Raw genomic sequence first — 22,446 nt, 5'->3', positions numbered from 1 at the left:
TAATTTGCATATAAGCTCTTCAGTTATAGCAAATCGGATCTGGCTAAACCATGCGGCAAAGAAAAATAGTGCAGAAGTGGGATTTAAATCGAAATATTTCAGCACGCAGTGCTAATCAGCTGTTTGAATTTAAAGCTTTTTTATCACTCTATTTTCGGAGTGATCGTCAATACCCTCTAATAAAATTATGTTTTCACGCCAAGCATTCATGCAGTCAATTAATTATCAATAAAAAGCCGTAGCGGGAATTTTTAGCGGCGGAAAAATATCCGCCTTTTGTGCGAGGGTATCTTTTTCATTAGCAATTATTACGTCTGCATCCTGGCAAATCGGTGGATGGCGCAGACGCTTATCCACCCTACAAAACTGCAAAACGTAGCTCGGGTAAGAGTCAGCGCCACCCGACAAAATCACAAACCGTGAAACGTAGGTCGGGTCAGCGCAGCGCCACCCGGCAACATCACAAACCGTGAAACGTAGGTCGGGTAAGCGCAGCGCCACCCGACAAAATCTCACACCGTGAAACGTAGCTCGGGTAAGCGTTAGCGCCACCCGACAAAATCTCACACCTTGAAACGTAGCTCGGGTAAGCGTCAGCGCCACCCGACAACATCACAAACCGTGAAATGTAGGTCGGGTAAGCGTTAGCGCCACCCGACAAAATCTCACACCTTGAAACGTCGATCGGTTAAGCGTCAGCGCCACCCGACGTTCACTCACTCAAGGTTTACGGGCCAACATCGTTGCAAAACGTAGCTTGATACGGTTCCCTTCGGCATCGGTTTTATGCAGCTGGCCGATATCCTCGTTGTATTTCACACGCTCCCAGCCTGCGTAATAGTCACTCAGCTCGCCTTCTTTAAACGCAAACGGGAAGCCAACGGTGCACGGGAAGTCTTCGGTATCCATCGCCGCGACGATCAGGTTATAGCCGCCCGCTTTTGTGCAGCGCTGCATGTTGGCGATAAGGCCGGGAATGGCGTCGCGTTCAAGGAACATCATCACCACGGTCGACAGAATAAAGTCGTACTCGCCGTCAAACCGCAGTTCGTTCAGGTTGACGATATCGGTGCGGATATTTTTCAGCCCTTCGGCTTCGATAATCTTATTCAGATTAGCGATGCCCAACGTGTTCTTATCCCACGCCGTAACGTCAAAGCCTTTCTGGTTCAAATACAGGCTGTTGCGTCCGCCGCCGCAGCCGAGATCCAGCGCCCTGCCGGGCGGGACGATCGTCGCCGCGTTGACCACGTCGGAATGCGTTGGGGTTAAACCGTATTTTTCGCTGTAGTAGTTTTCTGAAACCTGAGTCATCACACTTCCTTCTTCTTTGCGGGCCGGGCGGTACGCACGATGAGCTTTCCCCTGATGAGCAAAATAAACGTGCGCGCCAGCAGCAGGCCGATAATCACATTAGTAAAGATAAACAGCGGCACGGCGATGGCCGAAAACAGGCCATCGTTGCTGCCGTGGCTAAGATGCAGCGCGGTGGTTGCCAGCGCCGAAATGCCGAACGAGAAGCTCCAGTACGAGGCGTTAAACGGCTGCGCCGTATACCAGCGGAACAGGCGCAGCGTAAACAGCAGCTGAAGCAGCCCGTAGCCGAAAAGCATCTTCGCGAAGAAATCCGTCTGGCCGCCGTTGACGCTGAGATAGGCGCTACAGGCCACCAGCGCCGGAGCAAGCTGAATGCCGAGCGAGGTGCGCACCGGCGCGGGCATTTCCCCGGCGCTTCGCATGCGCTGCAATATGGCTGGTTCCAGGCTGAGCCATGAAAACACGCCCGCCCCTAAAAACAAAATCCCCAGATCGTGGTAGCCCAGCGCGCCGCAGGCCATCGCGCTGATAAAGTTATTCGCCACGGTGGGCAGATACAGGCCCGGCGTGGTGGCGGTCTGCGGGAAGTTCCCCCGCCACAGTCCGGCGCTCTGCCAGGCAGCATAGCCAAGCTGCACCACCGCCCCGCACGCAAACATGCCGACGGCCAGCGGGCGAAGGTAAGGCGCAACGCCGATGGCAACCAGCATGGTTGTCGCCGGGAAAAGGCTAATAAAACTGCTCGTCAGCGGGTGCAGGATTTCGTCTTTTACCGTCTGCGGATGCCTCACCAGCCGGTATACAAATGCCAGCGCCAGCAGCAGCCACACCAGCATCGCCAGAGCCTCCAGCGCCTCGCCGATAAGCGGGCTTACCGGCCAAGTAGTCGCGGCGTAGCGCCACGCGAAGCCCATGCCGATAATGCCGAGCACCATGCCAAAGTAGCCCGCGGGCAGATTGACAATCGTCCGGGCGTCAGATTTATTCATTTTGTTTATTTTTTAAAATGTATTTTAGATGCATTTTATGCGATTCCGCAGCGGAACGCCACGCTCGCCGTTTACCTGCTACGTTTTAAGCAGGGTTTGAAAGGGGCAAACGGATGACTAAGTACGCTTTAACCGAAGATTCACAGCTTCACGACTACCTCCAGGACGGCATTAAGCAGCAGGTCAGGCTCTGGCAGATCCGCGCGCTGCGCGACTTCGGCGACGTAAAAGCCGGGCAGCTGGGCGGCTGGCTTGAATGCGAAGAAAACCTTAGCCAGCTGGGCGACTGCTGGATTTACGATCGCGAAACGCGGGTGTTTGGCGGCTCGGACGTGAAGGATAACGCGCAGATTCGCGGTGAATCTACCCTTTGCCATCAGGCGCACGTCGCCGGGAGCGCGGTGGTTGAAAACTCGCTGGTCAGCGGCGAATGCTTTATTTATGACCAGGCGCGAATTCTGGACGGCTGCCAGATCATCGCCGTGCGCGGGCTGACCGCAGACCGCGACCAGCTGCTGCAAATCTACGGCAGCGCAACCGTCACCGCCTCGCGCGTGGTGCATCAGGCGCAGATTTACGGCAACGCCACGGTCAGCAACGCGTTTATCGAACATCGTGCGGAAGTTTTTGGCAACGCCGTGCTGGAAGGCAACGAGGAAAACAATATCTGGATCTGCGACTGCGCGCGCGTTTTTGATAATGCCCGCATCGTGGCGGGCAGCGGCGATGACCAGATCCCAACCGTTCGCTACTCTTCGCAGGTGTATGGCAATGCGGTAATAGAAGGCGACTGCGTGCTGAAGCATCAGGTGTGCGTTTTCGATAACGCCGTGCTGACAGGCGGCCCGATCCTGCTCGACAACCACGTGCAGATCTACGGCAGCGCGCGCGTCACCGGCAACGTGCTTATCGAAAACAACGTCCAGATTTACGATAACGCCGTCGTAGACGGGCTGAACGATGAGCCGCTGCACGTTCGCGGCATCAAGGATATCAACGGCGAGCAGCGGGTAACGCGCACGCCGTTTTATGGCGTCTTCTGATTACTCAACAATCCGCGCGTAAATATTCTGATCGTGATACTCGCCGTTCAAATACTCCGCCTGGCGCAGGCGGCCCTCAAGCGTGAAGCCGTTGCGAACGGCGAGCCGGTTGCTGGCTTCGTTAGTTACGATGCATTTGATAACAAAGCGGCGCACGCTTCCTTCGCTGGCATATTTGGCGATAACCGCCTCCAGCGCGCGCGAAATAACCCCCTGCCCCTGACAGTCTTCGTCAAGCCAGTAGCCGATGTACGCCGTCCGGTTCGTCGGCTCGATTTGGTTGAATGAGAACACGCCAATCATCTGCTCATCGCGGTATATAAGGAACATTTTGGCGTAGCCGCGATGGTGCAAAATGTAGTTCCCCTGCACCGTTTTAAGCGAGTCGTCGCGGCTGGTGACGTACTGCGGCCACTCCATCGCCTTTTGCAGCCAGCGCTGATTTTTGCGCACCAGCTCAAATATATCGTCGACGTATTTTTCGCTCACCGAACGCAGCGTGAGGTTTTCGTCAAGGGCAATCACTTCATCCTGCCAGTTTTCAACGTCTTGCAAGGGGCTTCTCCTGGGTTTCGTGCCTGTCTTCTATAGTTAACACAGGCTTAAATAGGGGGAAAGCATATGTCTCGCGTTAAAGCAGTCGATCACCTGGTGATTTCAGTCAGCGATTTTGCGGTCTCGCGCAGGTTTTATTCCGGCCTGATGGAATTTCTGGGCTTTGAGGTGCTGGACGAGTACCCGGCGATGATGGGCTGGACGAACGGCTCCACCCGCCTTTGGATAAGCCAGGCCGACGAGCAGGGGTTGAAACATCCCTACCGCAAAGGCGACCCCGGCTTCCATCATTATGCGTGGGCGCTGCGCAGCAGGCAGGACGTGGACGAGCTGCAGGCCTGGCTCAAAGAGAATAACGTCAAGATCTTCGACCCGGCGGACGAATATTATCCGGACTACTACGCCGTGTTCTTTCTCGACCCGGACGGCATGAAGCTTGAAGGGATGTTCTATGGTGCACAGAAGTAGCGCTGCACCAGCGTAGAACCCCAGCGCCGCGCACGCGCCCGGCCTGAACCGCAAGAAACAACCGTTTCAGCAGCTAGGAAAACTGGTACAAAAGTTGCTTCATCTCTGCAAAACGAAAAGGAGGCAGAGATGAAAGCGATAATAATTGGCGGCGGCATCGGTGGGCTATCGGCGGCAATTGCGTTAAAACGGTGCGGTATCGCCACCGAAGTCTATGAGGCGGTGAAAGAGATCAGGCCCGCAGGCGCAGCGATTTCGATCTGGCCGAACGGCGTGAAGTGCCTGAACTGGCTGGGCATGAAGGAGCAGTTGCAGCGCCTTGGCGGGCAAATGGACTACATGGCCTACCGCGAATATCTGCACGGCCAAACCCTGACGCGCTTTAGCCTCGACCCGCTGGTGAAGAGCGTTGGCGAGCGCCCTTACCCCGTCGCCCGCGCCGAGCTGCAAAATATGCTGATTGATACCTACGGGCGCGAAGAGATTCAGTTCGGCAAGCGCATTGTGGAGGTGGAAGAATGTGCAGGCGGCGTTCGCGCCCGTTTCGAATGCGGGCACGTCGCCGAGGGCGATCTGCTGATTGCCGCCGACGGCACCCACTCCGTTATCCGCCCCTATGTTTTAGGGCAGCAGGCGGAAAGGCACTATGCCGGGTACGTTAACTGGAACGGCCTGGTGGAAATCGATGAATCCATCGCCCCGGCAAACCAGTGGACCACCTTCGTGGGCGAAGGCAAACGCGTATCGCTAATGCCCGTTGCCAACAGCCGCTTCTACTTTTTCTTCGACGTTCCGCTGCCGAAAGGCCTGCCCGAAGACCGCAGTACGGTGAAGGCCGACCTGACGCGCTACTTCTCCGGCTGGGCCGAGCCGGTGCAAAAACTGATTAACGCTATCAACCCTGAAACCACAAATCGCATAGAAATTCACGATATCGAGCCTTTTATGCAGCTGGTGCGCGGGCGGGTTGCGCTGCTGGGGGATTCCGGACACAGCACGACGCCGGATATCGGCCAGGGCGGCTGCGCGGCCATGGAGGATGCGGTCGTGCTGGCCATCGCCCTGCAAACCAACTCGCTGGGTGTCGAAGATGCCCTGCTCCGCTATCAGGAAAAACGCGCCTGGCGGGTGAAAGATCTGGTGCTTAAGGCCCGCAAGCGCTGCGATGTGACCCACGGCAAAGATATGGACGTGACCCACGGCTGGTATGAGGAGCTGAAAGCCGAAACCGGCGAACGCGTGCTGTCCGGCATGCGCGAAACGATTATGGGTGGCCCGCTGGAGTGAGTTGCATGTTTTTTCATTGCAATCCTGAATCCAGTTCCAGAAATGACGTCAGAAATTGACGTCATTTTTTTGTATGCTACCATGACTTCATAAACTGACATCACGGAAGGATTCATGGGCTATGACAAGGATTACCTTAGGAACAAACACCGCGTCACGTTAAAACAGATTTTTGCCAAACCAACGGCATCCAATATCAAATGGCAAGATGTTGAGATGCTCATTGTTGCTTTAGGTGGAGAGGTCAGTAACGGCAGGGGCTCGCGGGTACGTTTCTTTTTAAAGAGCAGTATCGCAAGGTTTCATCGGCCCCATCCCTCTCCCGATGCCGACAAGGGTGCCATCGTCAGCTTAAGAGAATGGTTTGAAAGTATTGGAGTAGCACCATGACGAATACACATTTAATTCCCAACACAATGGTCATCTGTGGTCAGCCGGCGCTGATTACCTGGGTTCCCGAAATCGCTCAGTTCCGCGGCAAATTTTTAGGCCTTTCCGGATATTGTGATTTTGTTTCTGACAGCGCGAAGGGACTCATGCAGGAAGGAGAGATATCGCTAAACGACTATCTTGCCGACTGTAAAGCCAGCGGAATCGACCCGTATGAACGCGAAGAGAAAGTGAAAACCTTCACCCTTCGTTACCCGGAGTCTTTTGGCGAACGCCTTGCGATTGCCGCCGCCGAACGGCGTATGTCAGTGAATAGCTACATTGTTGAGATCCTCAGCCAGCAGATGAAGCTCAAGTAATAAAAAACCCCGCGACATAACCCGCGGGGTTTTGCATTTCTAACCGCTATTTCATCACGCGGTCATCGACGTAGTTACGCTTGTCCGGTGCCGGTGGGAAGTAGTGGTACAGCCAGGTTTCGCTGATCGCTTCACCCTGGCAGCGCAGGAACATGCGCATATCAACCGGCGCCGTTGAGTCGTCGGTTGGGTACCAGTCGAACAGGATGCGATAGCCGTCGAACGGTTCGACGTAGAGGATTTCGATCTGCTTCGCCTCGCCGTTGGACAGCGTAATAACCGGCTCGATGCCTCTCGGGGCTGCGGCTTTAAGATCGCCGCCAACAAAGTCGATGGCAAAGCGGCGCGACCATTTATCCGGGAAGTGCTCGCCCGGCGCCCAGCCTTCCGGGAAGCTGCCCATGCCGGTGCGGGTGGCGTAGACACGAGCTAAATCGGTAGTGACCGGCGGCAGGCCGCTCCAGTACAGGCGATATTTAAACTCCAGCTCGTCCCCCGCTTTTACCGGCTTTTCCGGCTGCCAGAAGCAAACGATGTTATCCAGCGTTTCACCGGTGGTGGGGATTTCCATCAGGCCTACGGTGCCTTTACCCCATTTGTTGCGCGGCTCCACCCACAGGCTCGGGCGCTTGTTGTACCAGCCCATGATGTCCTGATAGTTAGCGAACTCGTGGTCGAGCTGCAGGAGGCCAAAGCCTTTCGGGTTGTTGTCGGTGTAGGCGTTGAACTGCAGCTTCTGTGGGTTATTGAGCGGGCGGGCGATCCATTCGCCGTTGCCGCGCCACATCGCCAGACGGTCAGAGTCGTGGATCTGCGGGTGAATGGTATCGCACATGCGGCGTTCATTGGTGCCGCAGGCGAACATGCTGGTCATCGGCGCGATGCCCAGCTGTTTGATGTCTTCGCGCGCGTAGAGGTGGTTGTCCACCTCCATCACCACGCGTTTTTCTTCGCAGCTGATAATGAATTTGTACGCTCCGGTGACGCTCTTGCTATCCAGCAGCGCGTAGACCACAAAGGTGGTGTCGTTTGCCTTCGGCGTTTCAAACCAGAACGCGGTGAAGTCCGGGAACTCTTCAAGCTGGTCGGTAAAGGTGTTCACCGCAAGGCCACGGGCGGACAGGCCGTATTGATAGGTGTTATCCACGGCGCGGAAGTAGCTGGCACCCAGGAAGGACACCACGTCGCGGCGGGCAATTTCCGGGGCTTTGAACGCCTTGAACCCGGCAAAGCCGAGATCCATCTGCCCTTCAAGCTGTCGAGTATCTACGCCCGCGTCGTTGTAGTTAAACAGCTCCGGGCGAAAGTGGATTTCGCGCGACTGTTGGGAAGCCGGATCGACGGAGAACATGCGCACCCGGCGGCGGAACCCCATCCCCACGTGGAAGAACTGCACGTCGAGCCTGCGGGCGTCGCCGAGGTTATTCCACAGCGAATGCGCAGCGTCGTACTGAATGGCGTTGTAGGCCTGCGGCGTCAGCTTCGCCAGGGTGTCAGGAAGCGGGCGCGGCGCACCGCTCCAGGGCTTTTTCGACAGGTCATGGGCCATCGCCTGTAACACTGAAAAGTCGAACTCGGTGGTCAGGCCGTCAGCGATACCCGATTCCGCAGCAAACGCGGTACGAGAGAAGAAAGTGGCAAGGGCCGGGGTGCCGCAGGCTGCGGCGAGAGCCATAGAGGCTTTGATAAAACGTCTGCGGTTCATGCCTGGGAAATCGTCCTTTTTTGTCGATGTATTTCGTCCCGCCCCGAGGGCAGAACTACGGCAAGATGGTGCAACCTTTACGACCGCACACTCTAGACAAAATTCATTGCTAATCCAATGCTTCTCGCCTCGGATTCGGCTTAGGGACGCAGTTTTTTTATTTGTACCGGAATGGGATGAAAAATGGGGAAGATAATGTCGGTGAAGGCGTGTCGTAGGGCGGGTAAGGCGACTTGCCGCTACCCGCTTGATTGTTTGATGGCGCTTGCGCTTATCAAACCTACGCTATGCCTCACCGAGCCCGGTTACTTGACGCTAACGTCAATCCCTGGGAAATATTTCTTCGCAAGCGCGGTTACCGTGCCGTCGGCCTTCACTTTTTCAATGGCGGCATCGAGCTGTTTCTTAGTGTCCGCATCGCCCTTACGCAGTCCAAAGCCTATGCCGCTGCCGAGGATGGTATCGTCGCTCACCGGCTTGCCGATAAAGCCAAACCCTTTGCCCTGCGGCTTGCTGAGGAACCCGGCCTGGCCCGCGGCGGACATGACCAGAGAGGCGTCGATACGCCCGTTGAGCAGGTCGCCCCACGCCATGTTCTGATCTTTATAGGACACCACCGTTACGCCCTGCTTTTCCCAATGCTCTTTGGCGTAGGTTTCCTGGATAGAACCCTGCAGAACGCCGACCGTTTTGCCCTTCAGCCCTTCCGGCGTGGCCTCAACGGCGCTGCCCGCCTTGCCCACCAGCTGCGAAGGAATGCGGTATATGGGCTGGGTAAAATCAATGCTCTTGCGCCGCTGTTCGGTAATGTTCATCGCCGAGTTAATAGCGTCAAACTTCTTCGCCATCAGGCCGGGAATTAACGCGTCAAACGAAGTTTCGACCCACGAGCATTTCAGGCTTGCGGCCTTGCAGATGGCGTTGCCCAGCTCGACGTCAAACCCTTCCAGCTCGCCCGCCGAATTACGGCTTTCAAACGGCGGGTATTCGGCCTCCAGGCCATAGCGCAGCTCGGTTGCGGCAAGCCCGGAAAAAGTAGTGAACATCCCAACGACCAGACTCAGTGCATGGATTTTTTTCATTGCGGTAGCTCCCAATCAACGTGGCTTAACCTGGCAAAGCGCCCGTGCGCCCGCCCGCAGTGTGGCTTCATCTTTGGCAAACGACAGGCGAATCAGCCTGTTGTCCGTGCCGTCGGTATAAAACGCGGAGAGCGGTATCGTCGCCACGCCATATTCGGTAATCAAACGCTTCACCATTTCGCCGTCTGATTCATCGCTGAAATGCGCATAGCTTGCAAGCAGGAAAAACGAACCGGCGCTCGGCAGCAGCTTAAACGGTGAATCCGCGAGCAGATTTTGCATCAGGTCGCGCTTGCGCTGGTAAAACGCCGCCAGCGACAGATAGGTTTGCGGGTCCGTCATGTAGTCCGCAAACGCGTACTGCATAGGAGTATCGGCAGAAAACATCAAAAACTGATGCACCTTGCAAATTTCGTCCATCAGCGCCGCCGGGGCCAGGCAGTAGCCCACGCGCCAGCCCGTCACGTGGAAGGTTTTGCCGAACGAGGAAACGATAACGCTGCGTTCCGCAAGCAGCGGGTGCGTCACCATGCCGTGGTGGCGCTGGCCGTCAAAAACGATGTGTTCGTACACTTCATCCGAGAGAATAACGATATCCGTATTGCGCGTTAACGCCGCCAGCATGTCCAAATCCCGGGCGTTAAACACCTGCCCGCTCGGGTTGTGCGGCGTGTTGATGATGATCATCCGCGTGCGGGGCGTAATCGCCGCGCGCACCTCGTCCCAGTCAACGGTAAAGTTCGGCAGCGCGAGCTTGAGCGCAACGGGCTTTGCCCCCTGTAAGCGCACAATCGGCGCATAGCTGTCGAACGAGGGTTCAAAGTAGATTACTTCGTCGCCGGGATGCACCAGGCCGCTAATCGCCGAGTACAGCCCTTCGCTCGCGCTTGCGGTGATCAGCACTTCGTCGCTTACGTCGTAGCGCGCGCCGTACAGCGTTTCTACCTTCTCGGCAATCAGGGTTTTCAGCGGTGCCAGGCCGGTCATCGCCGCGTACTGGTTATGATTATCCTGCATGGCTTTGGTGACGCCCGCCACCAGCTTCGGGTCGGGGGAAAAGTTCGGCGCGCCCTGGGAAAGGTTGATGGCGTTATGCTGCGCCGAGAGCTGGCCGATAACGGTAAAAATGGTGGTTCCCACGTCGGGCAATTTAGAACGATGTTGAACCGGGGTATGCATTGTCATGGCCGCTCCTGTTGCGTCTCGATTTGCATAACTATTCAATAGCGAGTCGATTGCCACGACAAACGAATTGTTGTCATAATAGCCATGCAAAAAATGCATGGCTCAGCGGAGAGCAACATCTATGGCGCGGCGTAATTTCCCCCTCAATACTATCGATGCGTTTCTGGTCACGGCGCGGCATTTAAATCTGACGCGTGCTGCCAAAGAGCTTTGCCTGACCCAGGGTGCGGTAAGCCGCAAGATTGCCGCGCTTGAGGAGTGGCTAGGGTTTGCGCTGTTTGAACGCCACGCGCGCGGCCTGCACCTTACGCCGCAGGGAAGCGCCCTGCTGCCGGACATGCAGCACGCTTTTGAGAACCTGCTGGACGTGGCCGAGCGGGCAAGCCATAAGCCAAGCGTTATCCGCCTCAAGGCACCTACCTGTGCGATGCGCTGGCTGGTGCCGAGGCTGATTGAGCTTGAGCAGAGCGCGCCGGATATCCAGGTGGCGCTGACCACCACCGTCGAGCACGGCATCAATTTCAAAAACGAGCCTTACGACGCGGCGATTGTTTTTGGCCCGCATGCCCGTGCCGGCACGTTGCTTTTTGAAGAGATCCTCACGCCGGTTATCGGCCGCAGCCTGCTGGTAAACGGCGAGCTGCCCGCAGACGCGCTGCAACGTTTAACCTTTCTGCACCCGACGCGGGACCGCACCGACTGGTCGCTGTGGCTGGAAAATTATCCTGCGCCCCGCCCCGCAATGCTCAAAAATCAGCATTTCGACACCATGGATTTAGCCATCAGCGCCGCGATTCAAGGCTTTGGCATTGCGATTGCCGATGAAACGCTGGTTGCCGAGGATTTACGCACCGGCAGGCTGGTGCGCCCGTTTGCGCACAGCGTGAAAACCGGGGCAAGCTACCGCCTGTCGGTTCGCGAAGGAAGCGACGGCGCGGCGGGTCTCGACGCGTTCTGCGCAAGCCTGCTTAGGCTTGGGTGACGCGCCACTTTTCCACCGGCCTGCGCGGCGGGCGTTTCACGAGCGGCACCACCTTCAGCGTCGCTTCGGCGAAATCATTATGATGAGTGGTAAAACTGCCGATTTTATAGGGCGTTGGCGTGTCCCGTAGCCAGGTGCCGCTGATGGTCAGCAGGTAATCGTCCCGGTTTTCGACCAGCACGCCCGCCACATCACCCAGCACGCCGTGCAGGAAAGCTTCGGCGGCCGCTACGCCCGGTAAAATTTTCGACAGGTTGGTGGTCTGCAAATCGGCGTTTACCCGCGTTATCAGCGCCTGTATTTGCGCCCCCGCCTCGCGAATATCTTCATCAGATTCCATCAGCGCCACGGTTAAAGTGACAAACGCCCCCGGGTTAGCGGGGCCGTAGAGCATCACCCCTTCCCCGGCGGGAACCATCGGCTGATACTCGCGAACGTTGTGAAATTCTTGCAGATGATAAGACAGGCGCGCCTGGCCCGCGTCGTTCTCATCCATAGCCAGCACGACGAGATAAGGCTCGTTGTACGGATCCAGACCATCTGACGTTTGGCGCAGCTTAAGCGCTGACAATACGATGGCAATATTGTCATTGGAGGGATCGAAATTCATGGTGACCTCAGGTTGTATTGGAAGTCACGCCACCTTACGCCCGCCTGACGCTGACCGGACATAACCTTTAAACAGGTGAGAACTTGTGATGTTTTTTACGAATAATTCAGTGCCGGGGCCGTCATTGGCAATCACGCATTAGCCGACGCCCGCTATTAATTAATTTATGTTGCGAAAAGTCTTAGCTAGCAAAATAAGTTTCAGGCTTCACTCACACATCATTAAGCAAGTAAAAAAACTTGACGCAAACCGACCGGTAACTACACTGGACAGCATAATAATAAATTACCTCTGCAATAAAAACTCGCCTTTAAAAGCGTGTTCCCCGCACGACACTATTAGTCACCTAAGCGTTAAGAATATATCATTTATAATGACTTGTGATTTCAAAGGACAATTTATGAAATTATGGAATAAAACTCTGCTGGCCTCCGCAATTTGCCTGTTCCTCGCCGGCTGTGACGACTCATCTAAAGTCGATGCTAATCTCGATAAGGCCAAAGATAATGCCGCACAGATCAAAGACGCCGCCGCTGATAAAGCCTCTGTGATAAAAGATGATGCGGAAAAGCACATCGATGCCGTTAAGCAAGAGGCCGACCAGCAGGCGAAACAGCTCACCGAAAAGGCTGACCAGCTCAAGGCCGAAGCGGACAAGAAAGCCGATGCCATCGCCCAGCAGGCGGACAGCAAGGCCGAAGCCGTAAAGGCTGATGCCAAACAACAAAGCGATCGAATTGTTGAGCAGGCAAAACAAATTAAAGCCGACGCCATCTCCGGCGCAAACACGCTCTCATCGGACGCCGCCGTGAAGGCCAAAGAAATCAAAGACAGCATCAAGCCTGCCGATAATAGCGCGCCGGCAGGCGGCGCAGCACCGCAGAATAAATAGTTTTCGCAAGGGGCATGACGCCCCTTTCTTGTTTTCAGAAGGAAGCCTCATGGAATATTATGCCATTGTCCTTGCCAAATTTATTATTGGCTTCGTTGTCGTCATCTCCCATTTAAATTTTTCCGGTAAAACCCAGCTCTCGCAAATGACGCCGGTGGACTTTATTGGCAACTTTGTGCTGGGGGGCATCATCGGCGGTGTGATATACAGCGACGCCATACCGATGCATCAGTATATTTTGGTCTTATTTATCGGCGTCTGTCTTATATCTTTGCTGAACTGGGCGAGCAAACACCTGTGGTTTTTCCGCTCTTTTACCATCGGTGAGCCTATCGCCATCATCAAAGACGGCAAATTTTTAATGGGAAACATCTTACGCAGGCGAAATAAGATCGACATCATCAACGTCGCTTCCCAGCTTCACTCGCAGGGCATTCATTCCTTTCAGGAAATACGCTATGCCCAGATTGAGCCAAGCGGCTCGCTTTCCGTGGTTTGTGAAGGCGGGAAAATGCCCTCCATCATTCTGATAAAAGACGGTCGTCCAAGGTTTAACGAGCTAAGCGGGATCGGCAAGGATGAAGAGTGGTTACAGGCCAAGATGGAGGCGCTGGATATTAAGCCAGAAGAGATTTTCATCGCCGAATTTTGGGACGGCACGCTGACCTTTATTTTGAAAGACGGCGAGGTAAAGCGGGAACCGAACGGCTAACTCGTCCCTGAGTTAACTTCGCAGCAAACTACCTGCATAACGTGACGATTGGGTACGGCCGTACCCAACGCCTACCCTAACCGAACATGATGTTTCATCACGCGCTTAAAGAGCTGCATCCGCAGGCGCATAAACCGGTTGATGATGGCAAATTTTGCCTTTTTATCCACGCCCAGCAGCATCGTTCTGTCCCGTCGGCGGGTGCAGGCGGGCCAGCGGATCGCCCCCTCAAGCCGGTCGCTTTGCGATGTCACTTTGCGCGCAAAATCTGCCCAGTAGTCGCAAATCTTTGCCGAGAAATCTAAATCAACCTGCGTCACATACTCGCTCGCGGGCGGCGTGAGCGGCAGCGTGTTGAACACGTAGGGCACTTCGTTGCCGTGCCAGGTGCCGTTGGGATACGCCTTGTGCTCCGCCTGGGCAACATAGTCAAAGTAGTAGCGCCAGCAGGGCTGGTTGATACGCTGCTGTGCCTGCATCACCACAAATCCCATGGTGGTAAACGCCATATCGCGGCAGACCTGCCGACCGAGTTCGACATCGCCCTTCACGCCGGGGTATAGCAGGCGAATCAGCCCCAGCCCAAGGCGTTTTTCGCGCCTGAGCAGCTCGATTTGCCCGGCGAGATCGATACCGAAGTAGCTCAGCACGCTGGCCTCGTCGCTGTTGCTGCCGATCATTACCGGCATCGCGTGCTGCCTGCCCGCGAAGAAAACGTCGAGCATGGGCTCCGGCAGAACGCGGTCGCCGCATATCGGCGCGGGGCCAACGTTCTGCGGCGCTTCCAGCGGCCAGAACGCGTCGGCGGGCAGCTCGCGCAGCTGCTCCGCGCTGGCATCCTCCAGCCCAAAGTGGCGGGCTAGGGAAACGCCCTTTTTCAGCGCCTGATTGCGCTCGACGTCCGGCAACGTATACGCGCTCTGAACAATCGCCTTGTGGAACAGGCCACCGGCGAGAGGCGAAGCCATCAGCGAAAGCACGCTGCGCGCCCCGGCCGATTCGCCGAACAGCGTGACCCGGCTCGGATCGCCGCCAAACGCGGCAATGTTCTCCTGCACCCACTTCAGCGCTGCGATTTGGTCAAGCAGGGCAAAGTTATGCAGCGGCCCATCGGGATCTTCGTTTTCCAGCGCCGGGTGGGCGAAAAACCCCAGGTGCCCGAGGCGATAGTTGATGGACACCAGCACCACGCCGCGCGCGGCGAACGCGCATCCGTCATAGGGTGTCAGGCCACCGGCCCCGATGGTGAAGCCGCCGCCGTGCAGCCAGACCATAACCGGCAGCGGCTCGTCGGCACGGCCGTCGGGCGCCCAGACGTTTAAGTAGAGGCAGTCTTCGGAGAACTGGCCCGGATCGCCGCCGCCTACCGCCTTGCAGTATTCGAGGCTTTGCCAGCTTGCGGGGGAAAATGTTGTGGCGGACCTAACGCCCTCCCAGCCTGCCGGGGGACGCGGCGCGCGCCAGCGTAGATTACCGACCGGCGGCGCGGCGAAGGGAATGCCGCGAAAGATGCTGCAGTTCCCTTCCCTTGTTCCGACGAGTTCGCCCTGAGCGACCCTGACCGTCGGCATTTCTGGCTCTTCCATCTGCTGTTCCTTGTTAACGACACCCCAGCAGAGTAACGCTTTCAGAGCAGACCGCAACGCCGTTTGCTGCGATCCTCCGCCTGCTGGTACAGATCGAACTCATTGGCGACCGGTGCGCCAAGCGCTTCTTCAAAGGCTTCCTGGCTGGCGTGGCCGTGGCTGCGCGCCCCGCCGTCGCTTCCCAGATTGGACTGAAATATCCCCGCCGCGCTCACCGGCAGGAAATCTTCGTAGGTGATGGGCTGTGCGACCAGCCAGCCGCGTTCGATAAGCGGCTGAGGATCGTCCCCCGGCCCGATTCCCGCGCGGTGCATCTCGCCGGTTGGCGTCAGGCGGTAACGGAAATAGGCCAGCGCCTGGCGGCGCATAAGGGTGTCGCTGTCCGGCAGGCGGCTAAAGGCTTCCTGAAGCCTCTGCTGGTGGCTGAGGTTATCTTTGCCGCTGCCCGCCGCGAGCAGCAGCTCGTCGTACAGGGCGCGACCTTTCGGCGTCAGCGCCACGCCGCGCTGCTCTATCTCGCCGAAGCGCGCAGTATGGGTGCCGTGGTGCTCGCCGGCAAACAGAATAGGCTCTTCCAGCGCCTTAAAGCTGGTCTGGCGCAGAAGAATGGGAAACTCGCGGCGCGGCGGGCCTTCGATGATCGCTTTCGGCGTTATGCCGTATTCCGGCATCAGCGCCTGCACGCGGTCGATATCCAGCGTGCGCGGCGTGAGGTGGTTGATGTGGCAGCCCCGGAAGCAAACGACGTCGGCAATCAGGCGATGCTGGTCATGAAACGCCTGGTAGGTCTGCGCATCCACCGTGGCGTGGCTGTGCCAGCGGAACGTCTCTAAGGCAGCGCGCACAAACTCGTCGGCCTGCGCCGCGCTAAAGCCGCCCTGTTTGTCATACACGTCGAGCAGCGCCCGGCAGCGCGGGGTGAAAATATCGCGCCGGGCCAGAATCGACGCCGCCTTTCTGCGCAGCGCTTCGTCCTCGATAAGCTCCAGGCGCAGCAAAGAGGTGAAAACGCGGAACGGATTGCAGGCAAGCGCGGTGTCGTCAACCGGGCGAAACGCGGTGGAGTGCACCGGCACGCCCGCCTGCGAGAGATCGTAGTAGCCGACCGGCTGCATGCCCATTACGGCGAATATGCGCCGCAGCGTGAACAGCTCCTCGGGCTTGCCGACGCGGATCGCGCCGTGGCGCTCGACGTTAAGTCTTGCCAGCTCGTCGGCGTTTTCTAACCGCTGATGCAGGGCCGGGTCGTTTTCCAGCACCGCGAGGTTTACGTCCGCAACCAGATCGAGCAGCGTCCCGTACTGCGGCACCTCTTGCTGGTACATCGTCGACATTGCCTGCGAAAATTTTTCCCGAATCTCATCAGCCGTGATGTTGTTCGCCATGATGTCGTGTCTCCAGTGGATATTGCTGAAAGCGTAGAGTCTGGCGGGCCAGTCAGGGCGAAGAATTTTCGTTTTGTGATCTGCTTTACAGCGCTGGCAAAGTGGTAATGGTAAGTGCTTTATCGATAACCCAAAGTTATGTTAATAGCGCGATAAATTCACTTTAATTTAACATTTCAGTAACTGAAACTGGCTTCGGCGATACCAAAAAATCTACGCCTCTCCCCTACAAACTGGAGCCAGCTATGTCATCAATTTGGCAGCCCCGCGAGCTTGTCCATCGCGATTACGATTCTCACCCGCCGGCCTTTGCGCCGGGGTACAAAACCAGCGTGCTGCGCTCGCCGCGCAACGCCCTTATCTCGTTGCAAAATTCCCTGTCGGAAATCACCGGCCCGATTTTTGGCGAGAAGGATTTAGATCCGCTGGATAACGATCTGATCATGAATTACGCCAAAGACGGCCTGCCGATTGGCGAACGCATTATCGTTCACGGCTACGTCCGCGACGGCTTTGGCCGCCCGATGAAAAACACGCTGGTCGAAGTGTGGCAGGCCAACGCCGGTGGCCGCTATCGCCACAAGAAAGACAAATATCTTGCGCCGATTGACCCCAACTTCGGCGGCTGCGGGCGCGTGCTGACCGACGAAAACGGCTACTATTTCTTCCGTACCATCAAGCCCGGCCCTTATCCGTGGCGCAACCAGGCGAGCGACTGGCGTCCGTCGCACATTCACTTTTCGCTGTCGGGCGAAGCGTTCGGCCAGCGCCTGATCACCCAGATGTATTTCGAAGGCGACCCGCTCATCAAGCAATGCCCGATCGTGAAAACCATCAACAATGACGACGCCATCCGCACGCTGATTGCCGAGCTGGACACCCACGCCGCCATCCCGCTGGACTGCCTCGCCTACCGCTTCGACCTCGTTCTGCGCGGGCAGCGCGCCACGCTGTTTGAAAACCGGACTCAGGGAGCCGCCAACAAATGAAAGATTACCTGCGCGAAACCGCCTCCCAGACGGCGGGCCCGTATGTGCACATTGGCCTTGCGCCGAACGCCGCCGGGTTCAACATTTTCGAAACCAACTTCAGCCACGTGCTGACCAACTCCCACACCGAAGGCGAACGCATTATCGTTGAGGGCCGGGTTTTCGACGGTTCCGGCACGCCGGTGCGCGACGTGCTGCTGGAGGTCTGGCAGGCCAACGCCGCCGGGCGCTATAACCACCCGGCCGACCGGCAGCAGGACAAAAAGCTTGATGAGGATTTTCGCGGCTGGGGGCGCACCTGCTCGGACTTCGACAGCGGCGTCTGGCGCTTCGACACCATCAAGCCCGGCTCCGTGGTTGGCCGCGACGGCAGAATGATGGCCCCGCACCTGAACCTGTGGATCGTGGCGCGCGGGATTAACATCGGCCTGAACACCCGTATGTATTTCTCCGACGAACAGGCCGCGAACGAGCAGGACCCGGTGCTAAATCTCATCGAATGGGAGGTGCGCCGCAATACGCTGATCGGCAGGCGCGAGCGGCGCGGCGAAGACGTGGTTTATACCTTCGACATCTATTTGCAGGGCGAGAAGGAAACGGTGTTTTTTGACGTTTAAATTCCCCTGCCTCTGGCGCTACGTAGATCGGCTAAACGTGGCGCCAGCCGACAATGTTGCTAAAGTAGTTAAAATGTTAATATTATTTTGCTAGCAAGTTATCATAATTAAACAACTTACCTTGTCACCGCGGCCCGTCTGTTTTTAACATCGCCTATGGAAAAAAATGGTCTCTTCAGTCAGCGCATTCGCTTGCGCCATCTTCACACCTTCGTGGCCGTCGCTCAGCAGGGGACGCTGGGGCGAGCGGCTGAAACCCTCAATCTGAGCCAGCCCGCGCTCTCCAAAACGCTTAACGAGCTGGAGCAGCTTACCGGCACGCGCCTGTTCGACCGGGGGCGGTTAGGGGCACAGCTGACGCTAATGGGCGAGCAGTTTCTGACGCACGCCGTCAAGGTGCTCGACGCCCTGAACCATGCCGGGCAGTCGCTTAGCCGCAAAGACGGGCAAACGTCGACCGTGGTGCGCATTGGCGCCCTGCCAACCGCCGCGCTGGGAATATTACCCACGGTTATCGGCGAGTTTCACAAGCAGCAAAGCGACGTCACGCTGCAGGTCGGCACCATGAATAACACCATGCTGCTGGCGGGGCTGAAGTCCGGGGAGCTGGATCTGGGCATCGGGCGCATGTCCGACCCGGAGCTGATGACCGGGCTTAATTACGAGCTGCTGTTCCTCGAATCGCTGAAGCTGGTGGTGCGCCCTAATCACCCCCTATTGCAGGAAAATATCACCCTGAGCCGGGTGATGGAGTGGCCGGTGGTGGTTTCGCCGAAGGGCACGATTCCGCGGGCGAACGCCGAAACGCTGCTGGCAAGCCAGGGCTGCAAGCTTCCGGCGACCTGCATCGAAACGCTTTCGGCCTCGCTTTCCCGCCAGCTAACGGTGGATTACAACTACGTGTGGTTTGTGCCGTCGGGGGCGGTGAAGGAGGATTTGCGCCAGGGCACGCTGACCGCCCTGCCCATCGCCACCCAGGGCGCGGGCGAGCCGATTGGGATCCTCACCAGGGTGGACGCCAACCTGTCGCCGGGAGCGCAGATTTTATTGGCTTCTATTCGTAAGTCGATGCCGGGCTGAAGGGAGGAATGCGGCCTGTATCTCTAGCCGACCCGCCGCAAATGTTGGATGGCGCTGCGCTTATCCAACCTACATTCCACCACCGCAGTTTGTAGGGCGGGTAAGCCTGCACCACCCGCCGCGAATGTTGGATGGCGTTGCGCTTATCCAACCTACATTCCTCCGCCGCAGTTTGTAGTGCGGGTAAACTTGCGCAATCGCCGCAAATGTTGGATGGCGCTGCGCTTATCCAACCTACATTCCATCGCCGCAGTTAATAGTGTGGGTAAGCTTGCGCCACCCGCCGAAAATGTTGAATGGCGCTGCGCTTATCCAACCTACATTCCTCCGCCGCAGTTTGTAGGGAGGGTAAGCCTGCGCCACCCGCCGCAAATGTTGGATGGCGCTGCGCTTATCCAACCTACATTACACCGCCGCAGTTTGTAGGGCGGGTAAGCCTGCGCCACCCGCCGCAAATGTTGGATGGCGCTGCGCTTATCCAACCTACATTCCTCCGCCGCAGTTAATAGTGTGGGTAAGCTTGCGCCACCCGCCGCAAATGTTGGATGGCGCTGCGCTTATCCAACCTACATTCCACCGCCGCAGTTTGTAGGGCGGGTAAGCCTGCGCCACCCGCCGCAAATGTTGGATGGCGCTGCGCTTATCCAACCTACATTCACCGCCGCAGTTTGTAGGGTGGGTAAGCCTGCGCCACCCGCCGCGCTTAATTATGGCTGTCCATCTCGTCAAAAACCTGCTGCGCAAGGTGCATGGTGGCGTTGGCCGCCGGTAGCCCGCAGTACAGGGCCGAATGCATAATCAGCTCCTTCAACTCGTCCCGCGTTACGCCGTTGTTAAACGCCGCGCGCAGGTGCATTTTCAGCTCCGCCTCACGGTTTAGCGCAATCAGCATCGCGATGGTGATCATGCTGCGCGTGTGGCGCTCGAGGCCGGGACGCGTCCAGATATCGCCCCAGGCGTAGCGGGTGATGAAGTTCTGAAACTCATCGTTTAGCGGGGTTATCTGCGTTAACGTGCGGTCAACGTGGGCGTCGCCGAGCACAGCGCGGCGCACCTCCATCCCCTGGCTATAGCGTTCGTCATCCTTCATGATTTTTGCTCCTGCTGCTGAAAAAAGTTAACCAGCGCGGCGGTAAACTCCGGCGCGGCTTCAATGTTGGCAAGATGGGAGGCCGGAAGAATTTCCAGCCGCGAGTCCGGGATCTGGGCCTGCATAAATTCGCCGTCCGCCACCATGGTGACCGGGTCATGGCGACCGGCTAAAATCAGCACCGGCAGGGTTATCGCATCAATTTCCGCCCGCAGGTCTGCGGCAGCCAGCGCTTCACAGCACGCGGCGTAGCCTTCGGCATCGGTCTGGCTCAGGCCTGCAATCAGCGCATCGACCTGCTTTTTATGGCCGTGCGCGTAACCGTCCGTAAACCAGCGCGAAGCGGCGCCAGACGCCACGGAGGACATGCCCTCGCCCCGCACCGCGCGGGCGCGGCTTAGCCAGCCCGACTGTTCGCCGATCTTCGCCGCGCTGTTTGCTATCGTCACCGACAGGAAGCGCTCCGGCGCAAAACGCGCCAGCCACAGGCCCGTCAGGCCGCCCATCGAAATGCCGCAGAAATGCGCCTGCTGTATACCGGCGTCGTCCATCACGCTGATGACGTCTTCCGCCAGCTGCGGCAGCGTGGTTTTGTCGTTTTTGAGCGTGCGTCCGTGGCCGTGTGCGTCGTAGCGCAGCACGCGAAAATGCTCCAGCAGCCCGGCCATCTGCGGTTCCCACATCGCAAGCGACGTGCCCAGCGAGTTCGACAGCACCACGACGGGTGCGCCCGTTCGCCCTTCAAGCTGATAGTGAATACTCATGAATGCTCCTGCGGTGGCTGCCCGACGCGCGCCAGCACCTGGTCGATAAAGCGCTCGGCGCTGCCGGTGGCGTGCTGCGGGTCAAGCAGATCGGTGATTTGCGACGCGGAAAGATGCGCCGTAACGTCATCGTTATGTAGCAGCAGCTTTTCCAGCGGCTGCTTTTCATCAAGCGCGCGGTGGCACAGCCGTTCAACGAGATGGTGCGCGGGCTGCTTGCCGATGTGCTGAGCAAGAGCAAGGGTGACCGATTCCGCCATGATCAGGCCGTGGGTCATATCCAGATCGGCGCGCATTTTTTCGATATTGACCTGCATGCCGCCGACGAGCTCGAGGCTGGTTTGCATCACGCCGCCCGCCAGCATAATCAGCTCCGGCAGCGTTTCCCATTCGGCCTGCCAGCCGCCGAGCGCCCGCTCGTGCTGCTGGATCTGGCTGGCATACATCGTGGACATCAGGCCGGGAATGCGGGTAACGGCGGTGAGCACCGCCGCGCAGCCCACCGGATTACGCTTATGCGGCATGGTTGACGAGCCGCCTCGCCCTTCGGCCACGGGTTCGCCCACTTCGGCGACCTCCGTTTGCATCAGCAGCGCGAAGTCACCGGCGAACTTGCCCAGCGTGCCGCTCACGCCCGCAAACCAGCCCGCGACTTCCAGCAGGCGGTCGCGCTGGCCGTGCCACGGCGTATTTGCCGGGGCAAGGTTTAGCTCCTGCGCCAGGGCTTTGGTAACCGCCGCGCCCTGCTCTTTGAGCGACGCGAGCGTGCCGGAAGCGCCGCCAAATTGCAGCGTCAGCGCGCGGGGTTTGAGTTCGTTTAGACGCTCCTGCCAGCGCAGCAGCGCGTCGAGCGTACCGGCAAGCTTCAGGCCAAAGGTGATGGGCAGCGCGTGCTGCATCCAGGTGCGTCCGGGCATCACGCTGTGCCGGTAACGCCGCGCCTGCTCGGAGAAGGTTTGAATCAAACCGGAAATGAGCGTTTCGGAAACCACCAGCGCGGCGCGGATTTGCAGCACCATTCCCGTGTCGATGGCGTCCTGGCTTGTTGCGCCCCAGTGAACGTAGCGCGCCGCCTGCTCGTCCTCGCGCTTCACGTTTGCGGTGAGCTGCTTAACCAGCGGAATAGCCAGGTTCCCGGCGTTCGCGGCGGCCTGCGCCAGCGATTCGGCATCGAGCCTGTCCGCACGGCACTGCCCGACGATGGCGCTAACCGCCGATCCCGGGATCGCGCCGCATTTTGCCAGCGCCCTGGCGAGCGCGGCCTCAAAATCCAGCATCCCCTGTAGCGTGCGCTCGTCGCTAAAGATCTCCGTCAGCGCCGAACCGCGTAACAGCGGGGTATACAGTGCCATGCCTGCT

Annotated in this window: 23 protein-coding genes; 11 read left to right on the top strand and 12 right to left on the bottom strand. The window is 57.9% G+C overall.

What is annotated here, in order from left to right:
* Positions 1-720 precede the first annotated feature (720 nt).
* Positions 721-1,314, bottom strand: coding sequence for a tellurite resistance methyltransferase TehB (tehB, locus tag ACSPHG_RS11160; protein ID WP_435953535.1), 594 nt, complete (start codon positions 1,312-1,314; stop codon positions 721-723).
* Positions 1,314-2,306 carry a dicarboxylate transporter/tellurite-resistance protein TehA gene (gene tehA / locus ACSPHG_RS11155; protein WP_435953534.1) on the bottom strand — a complete coding sequence of 331 codons (993 nt, stop codon included), beginning with the start codon at positions 2,304-2,306 and terminating at the stop codon, positions 1,314-1,316. Before tehA ends, tehB begins: the two co-directional genes overlap by 1 nt.
* Positions 2,307-2,419: 113 nt before the next feature.
* On the opposite strand from tehA, the gene ydcK reads away from it, so the two are divergent.
* Positions 2,420-3,349, top strand: a complete 930-nt coding sequence (gene ydcK / locus ACSPHG_RS11150) for a YdcK family protein (protein WP_435953533.1) — start codon at positions 2,420-2,422, stop codon at positions 3,347-3,349.
* Here the strand turns inward: ydcK and rimL are convergent, their stop codons facing one another.
* Complete coding sequence (gene rimL, locus ACSPHG_RS11145) at positions 3,350-3,904, bottom strand: 50S ribosomal protein L7/L12-serine acetyltransferase (RefSeq protein ID WP_435953532.1); 555 nt, start codon at positions 3,902-3,904, stop codon at positions 3,350-3,352.
* Between the two features lie 66 nt (positions 3,905-3,970).
* Between rimL and ACSPHG_RS11140 the strand changes: the two genes are divergently transcribed.
* The 4 genes from ACSPHG_RS11140 to ACSPHG_RS11125 all read left to right on the top strand — a co-directional run bounded on the left by ACSPHG_RS11140 (position 3,971) and on the right by ACSPHG_RS11125 (position 6,408).
* Positions 3,971-4,372: a VOC family protein gene (locus ACSPHG_RS11140; protein ID WP_435953531.1), complete on the top strand. Its 402-nt coding sequence runs from the start codon at positions 3,971-3,973 to the stop codon at positions 4,370-4,372.
* Positions 4,373-4,501: 129 nt separating this feature from the next.
* The gene (gene hpxO / locus ACSPHG_RS11135) at positions 4,502-5,659 is read left to right on the top strand and encodes an FAD-dependent urate hydroxylase HpxO (protein WP_435953530.1); all 1,158 of its coding nucleotides are present in this window, start codon (positions 4,502-4,504) and stop codon (positions 5,657-5,659) included.
* 114 nt (positions 5,660-5,773) lie between these two features.
* Positions 5,774-6,049 (top strand): type II toxin-antitoxin system HicA family toxin, encoded by a 276-nt coding sequence (locus ACSPHG_RS11130; RefSeq protein WP_435953529.1) that lies wholly within the window; start codon positions 5,774-5,776, stop codon positions 6,047-6,049.
* Entirely contained in the window at positions 6,046-6,408 is a 363-nt protein-coding gene (locus ACSPHG_RS11125) for a type II toxin-antitoxin system HicB family antitoxin (protein ID WP_435953528.1), read from the top strand. Before ACSPHG_RS11130 ends, ACSPHG_RS11125 begins: the two co-directional genes overlap by 4 nt.
* A gap of 46 nt (positions 6,409-6,454) precedes the next feature.
* On the opposite strand, the gene ACSPHG_RS11120 is transcribed toward ACSPHG_RS11125, so the two are convergent.
* From ACSPHG_RS11120 to ACSPHG_RS11110, 3 genes are all read right to left on the bottom strand, one after another.
* Positions 6,455-8,113 (bottom strand): glucan biosynthesis protein D, encoded by a 1,659-nt coding sequence (locus ACSPHG_RS11120; protein ID WP_435953527.1) that lies wholly within the window; start codon positions 8,111-8,113, stop codon positions 6,455-6,457.
* 305 nt (positions 8,114-8,418) lie between these two features.
* Positions 8,419-9,195, bottom strand: coding sequence for a transporter substrate-binding domain-containing protein (locus tag ACSPHG_RS11115; protein WP_435953526.1), 777 nt, complete (start codon positions 9,193-9,195; stop codon positions 8,419-8,421).
* Positions 9,196-9,210: 15 nt separating this feature from the next.
* Entirely contained in the window at positions 9,211-10,380 is a 1,170-nt protein-coding gene (locus ACSPHG_RS11110) for a pyridoxal phosphate-dependent aminotransferase (protein WP_435953525.1), read from the bottom strand.
* A gap of 121 nt (positions 10,381-10,501) precedes the next feature.
* Here ACSPHG_RS11110 and ACSPHG_RS11105 point away from each other — a divergent pair, with 121 nt between their 5' ends.
* Complete coding sequence (locus ACSPHG_RS11105) at positions 10,502-11,362, top strand: LysR family transcriptional regulator (RefSeq protein ID WP_435953524.1); 861 nt, start codon at positions 10,502-10,504, stop codon at positions 11,360-11,362.
* Here ACSPHG_RS11105 and ACSPHG_RS11100 read toward each other — a convergent pair.
* Positions 11,349-11,972 carry a hypothetical protein gene (locus ACSPHG_RS11100; protein ID WP_435953523.1) on the bottom strand — a complete coding sequence of 208 codons (624 nt, stop codon included), beginning with the start codon at positions 11,970-11,972 and terminating at the stop codon, positions 11,349-11,351. The two genes, ACSPHG_RS11105 and ACSPHG_RS11100, sit on opposite strands and share 14 nt — an antisense overlap.
* 400 nt (positions 11,973-12,372) lie before the next feature.
* On the opposite strand from ACSPHG_RS11100, the gene ACSPHG_RS11095 reads away from it, so the two are divergent.
* Both ACSPHG_RS11095 and ACSPHG_RS11090 read left to right on the top strand, forming a co-directional pair.
* A complete protein-coding gene (locus ACSPHG_RS11095; protein ID WP_435953521.1) occupies positions 12,373-12,864 on the top strand; it encodes an E3 ubiquitin--protein ligase in 492 nt (163 codons plus the stop codon).
* 49 nt (positions 12,865-12,913) lie between these two features.
* The gene (locus ACSPHG_RS11090; RefSeq protein ID WP_435953520.1) at positions 12,914-13,576 is read left to right on the top strand and encodes a DUF421 domain-containing protein; all 663 of its coding nucleotides are present in this window, start codon (positions 12,914-12,916) and stop codon (positions 13,574-13,576) included.
* Between the two features lie 71 nt (positions 13,577-13,647).
* Here ACSPHG_RS11090 and ACSPHG_RS11085 read toward each other — a convergent pair whose 3' ends face one another.
* Both ACSPHG_RS11085 and hglS read right to left on the bottom strand, forming a co-directional pair.
* Positions 13,648-15,162, bottom strand: coding sequence for a carboxylesterase/lipase family protein (locus ACSPHG_RS11085; RefSeq protein ID WP_435953519.1), 1,515 nt, complete (start codon positions 15,160-15,162; stop codon positions 13,648-13,650).
* A 41-nt stretch (positions 15,163-15,203) separates the two neighbouring features.
* Positions 15,204-16,547: a 2-oxoadipate dioxygenase/decarboxylase HglS gene (gene hglS, locus ACSPHG_RS11080; RefSeq protein ID WP_435953518.1), complete on the bottom strand. Its 1,344-nt coding sequence runs from the start codon at positions 16,545-16,547 to the stop codon at positions 15,204-15,206.
* Between the two features lie 245 nt (positions 16,548-16,792).
* On the opposite strand from hglS, the gene pcaH reads away from it, so the two are divergent.
* From pcaH to pcaQ, 3 genes are all read left to right on the top strand, one after another.
* The gene (gene pcaH, locus ACSPHG_RS11075) at positions 16,793-17,536 is read left to right on the top strand and encodes a protocatechuate 3,4-dioxygenase subunit beta (RefSeq protein ID WP_435953517.1); all 744 of its coding nucleotides are present in this window, start codon (positions 16,793-16,795) and stop codon (positions 17,534-17,536) included.
* On the top strand, positions 17,533-18,153 hold the full coding sequence (pcaG, locus tag ACSPHG_RS11070; protein WP_435953516.1) for a protocatechuate 3,4-dioxygenase subunit alpha: 621 nt from the start codon (positions 17,533-17,535) through the stop codon (positions 18,151-18,153). Before pcaH ends, pcaG begins: the two co-directional genes overlap by 4 nt.
* 156 nt (positions 18,154-18,309) lie before the next feature.
* Positions 18,310-19,233: a pca operon transcription factor PcaQ gene (pcaQ, locus tag ACSPHG_RS11065; protein ID WP_435953515.1), complete on the top strand. Its 924-nt coding sequence runs from the start codon at positions 18,310-18,312 to the stop codon at positions 19,231-19,233.
* 703 nt (positions 19,234-19,936) lie between these two features.
* On the opposite strand, the gene pcaC is transcribed toward pcaQ, so the two are convergent.
* From pcaC to ACSPHG_RS11050, 3 genes are read right to left on the bottom strand one after another with little or no spacing between them, the layout of a single operon-like run.
* Positions 19,937-20,323 carry a 4-carboxymuconolactone decarboxylase gene (gene pcaC, locus ACSPHG_RS11060; RefSeq protein WP_435953514.1) on the bottom strand — a complete coding sequence of 129 codons (387 nt, stop codon included), beginning with the start codon at positions 20,321-20,323 and terminating at the stop codon, positions 19,937-19,939.
* A complete protein-coding gene (gene pcaD / locus ACSPHG_RS11055) occupies positions 20,320-21,087 on the bottom strand; it encodes a 3-oxoadipate enol-lactonase (RefSeq protein WP_435953513.1) in 768 nt (255 codons plus the stop codon). Before pcaD ends, pcaC begins: the two co-directional genes overlap by 4 nt.
* A complete protein-coding gene (locus ACSPHG_RS11050) occupies positions 21,084-22,439 on the bottom strand; it encodes a 3-carboxy-cis,cis-muconate cycloisomerase (protein ID WP_435953512.1) in 1,356 nt (451 codons plus the stop codon). The genes pcaD and ACSPHG_RS11050 overlap by 4 nt, the downstream gene beginning before the upstream one ends.
* Positions 22,440-22,446: the final 7 nt, after the last annotated feature.

This window comes from Dryocola baronae, from assembly GCF_051297175.1.
Taxonomy (GTDB): domain Bacteria; phylum Pseudomonadota; class Gammaproteobacteria; order Enterobacterales; family Enterobacteriaceae; genus Dryocola.
This window is presented reverse-complemented; position numbering and strand designations above follow the sequence as displayed.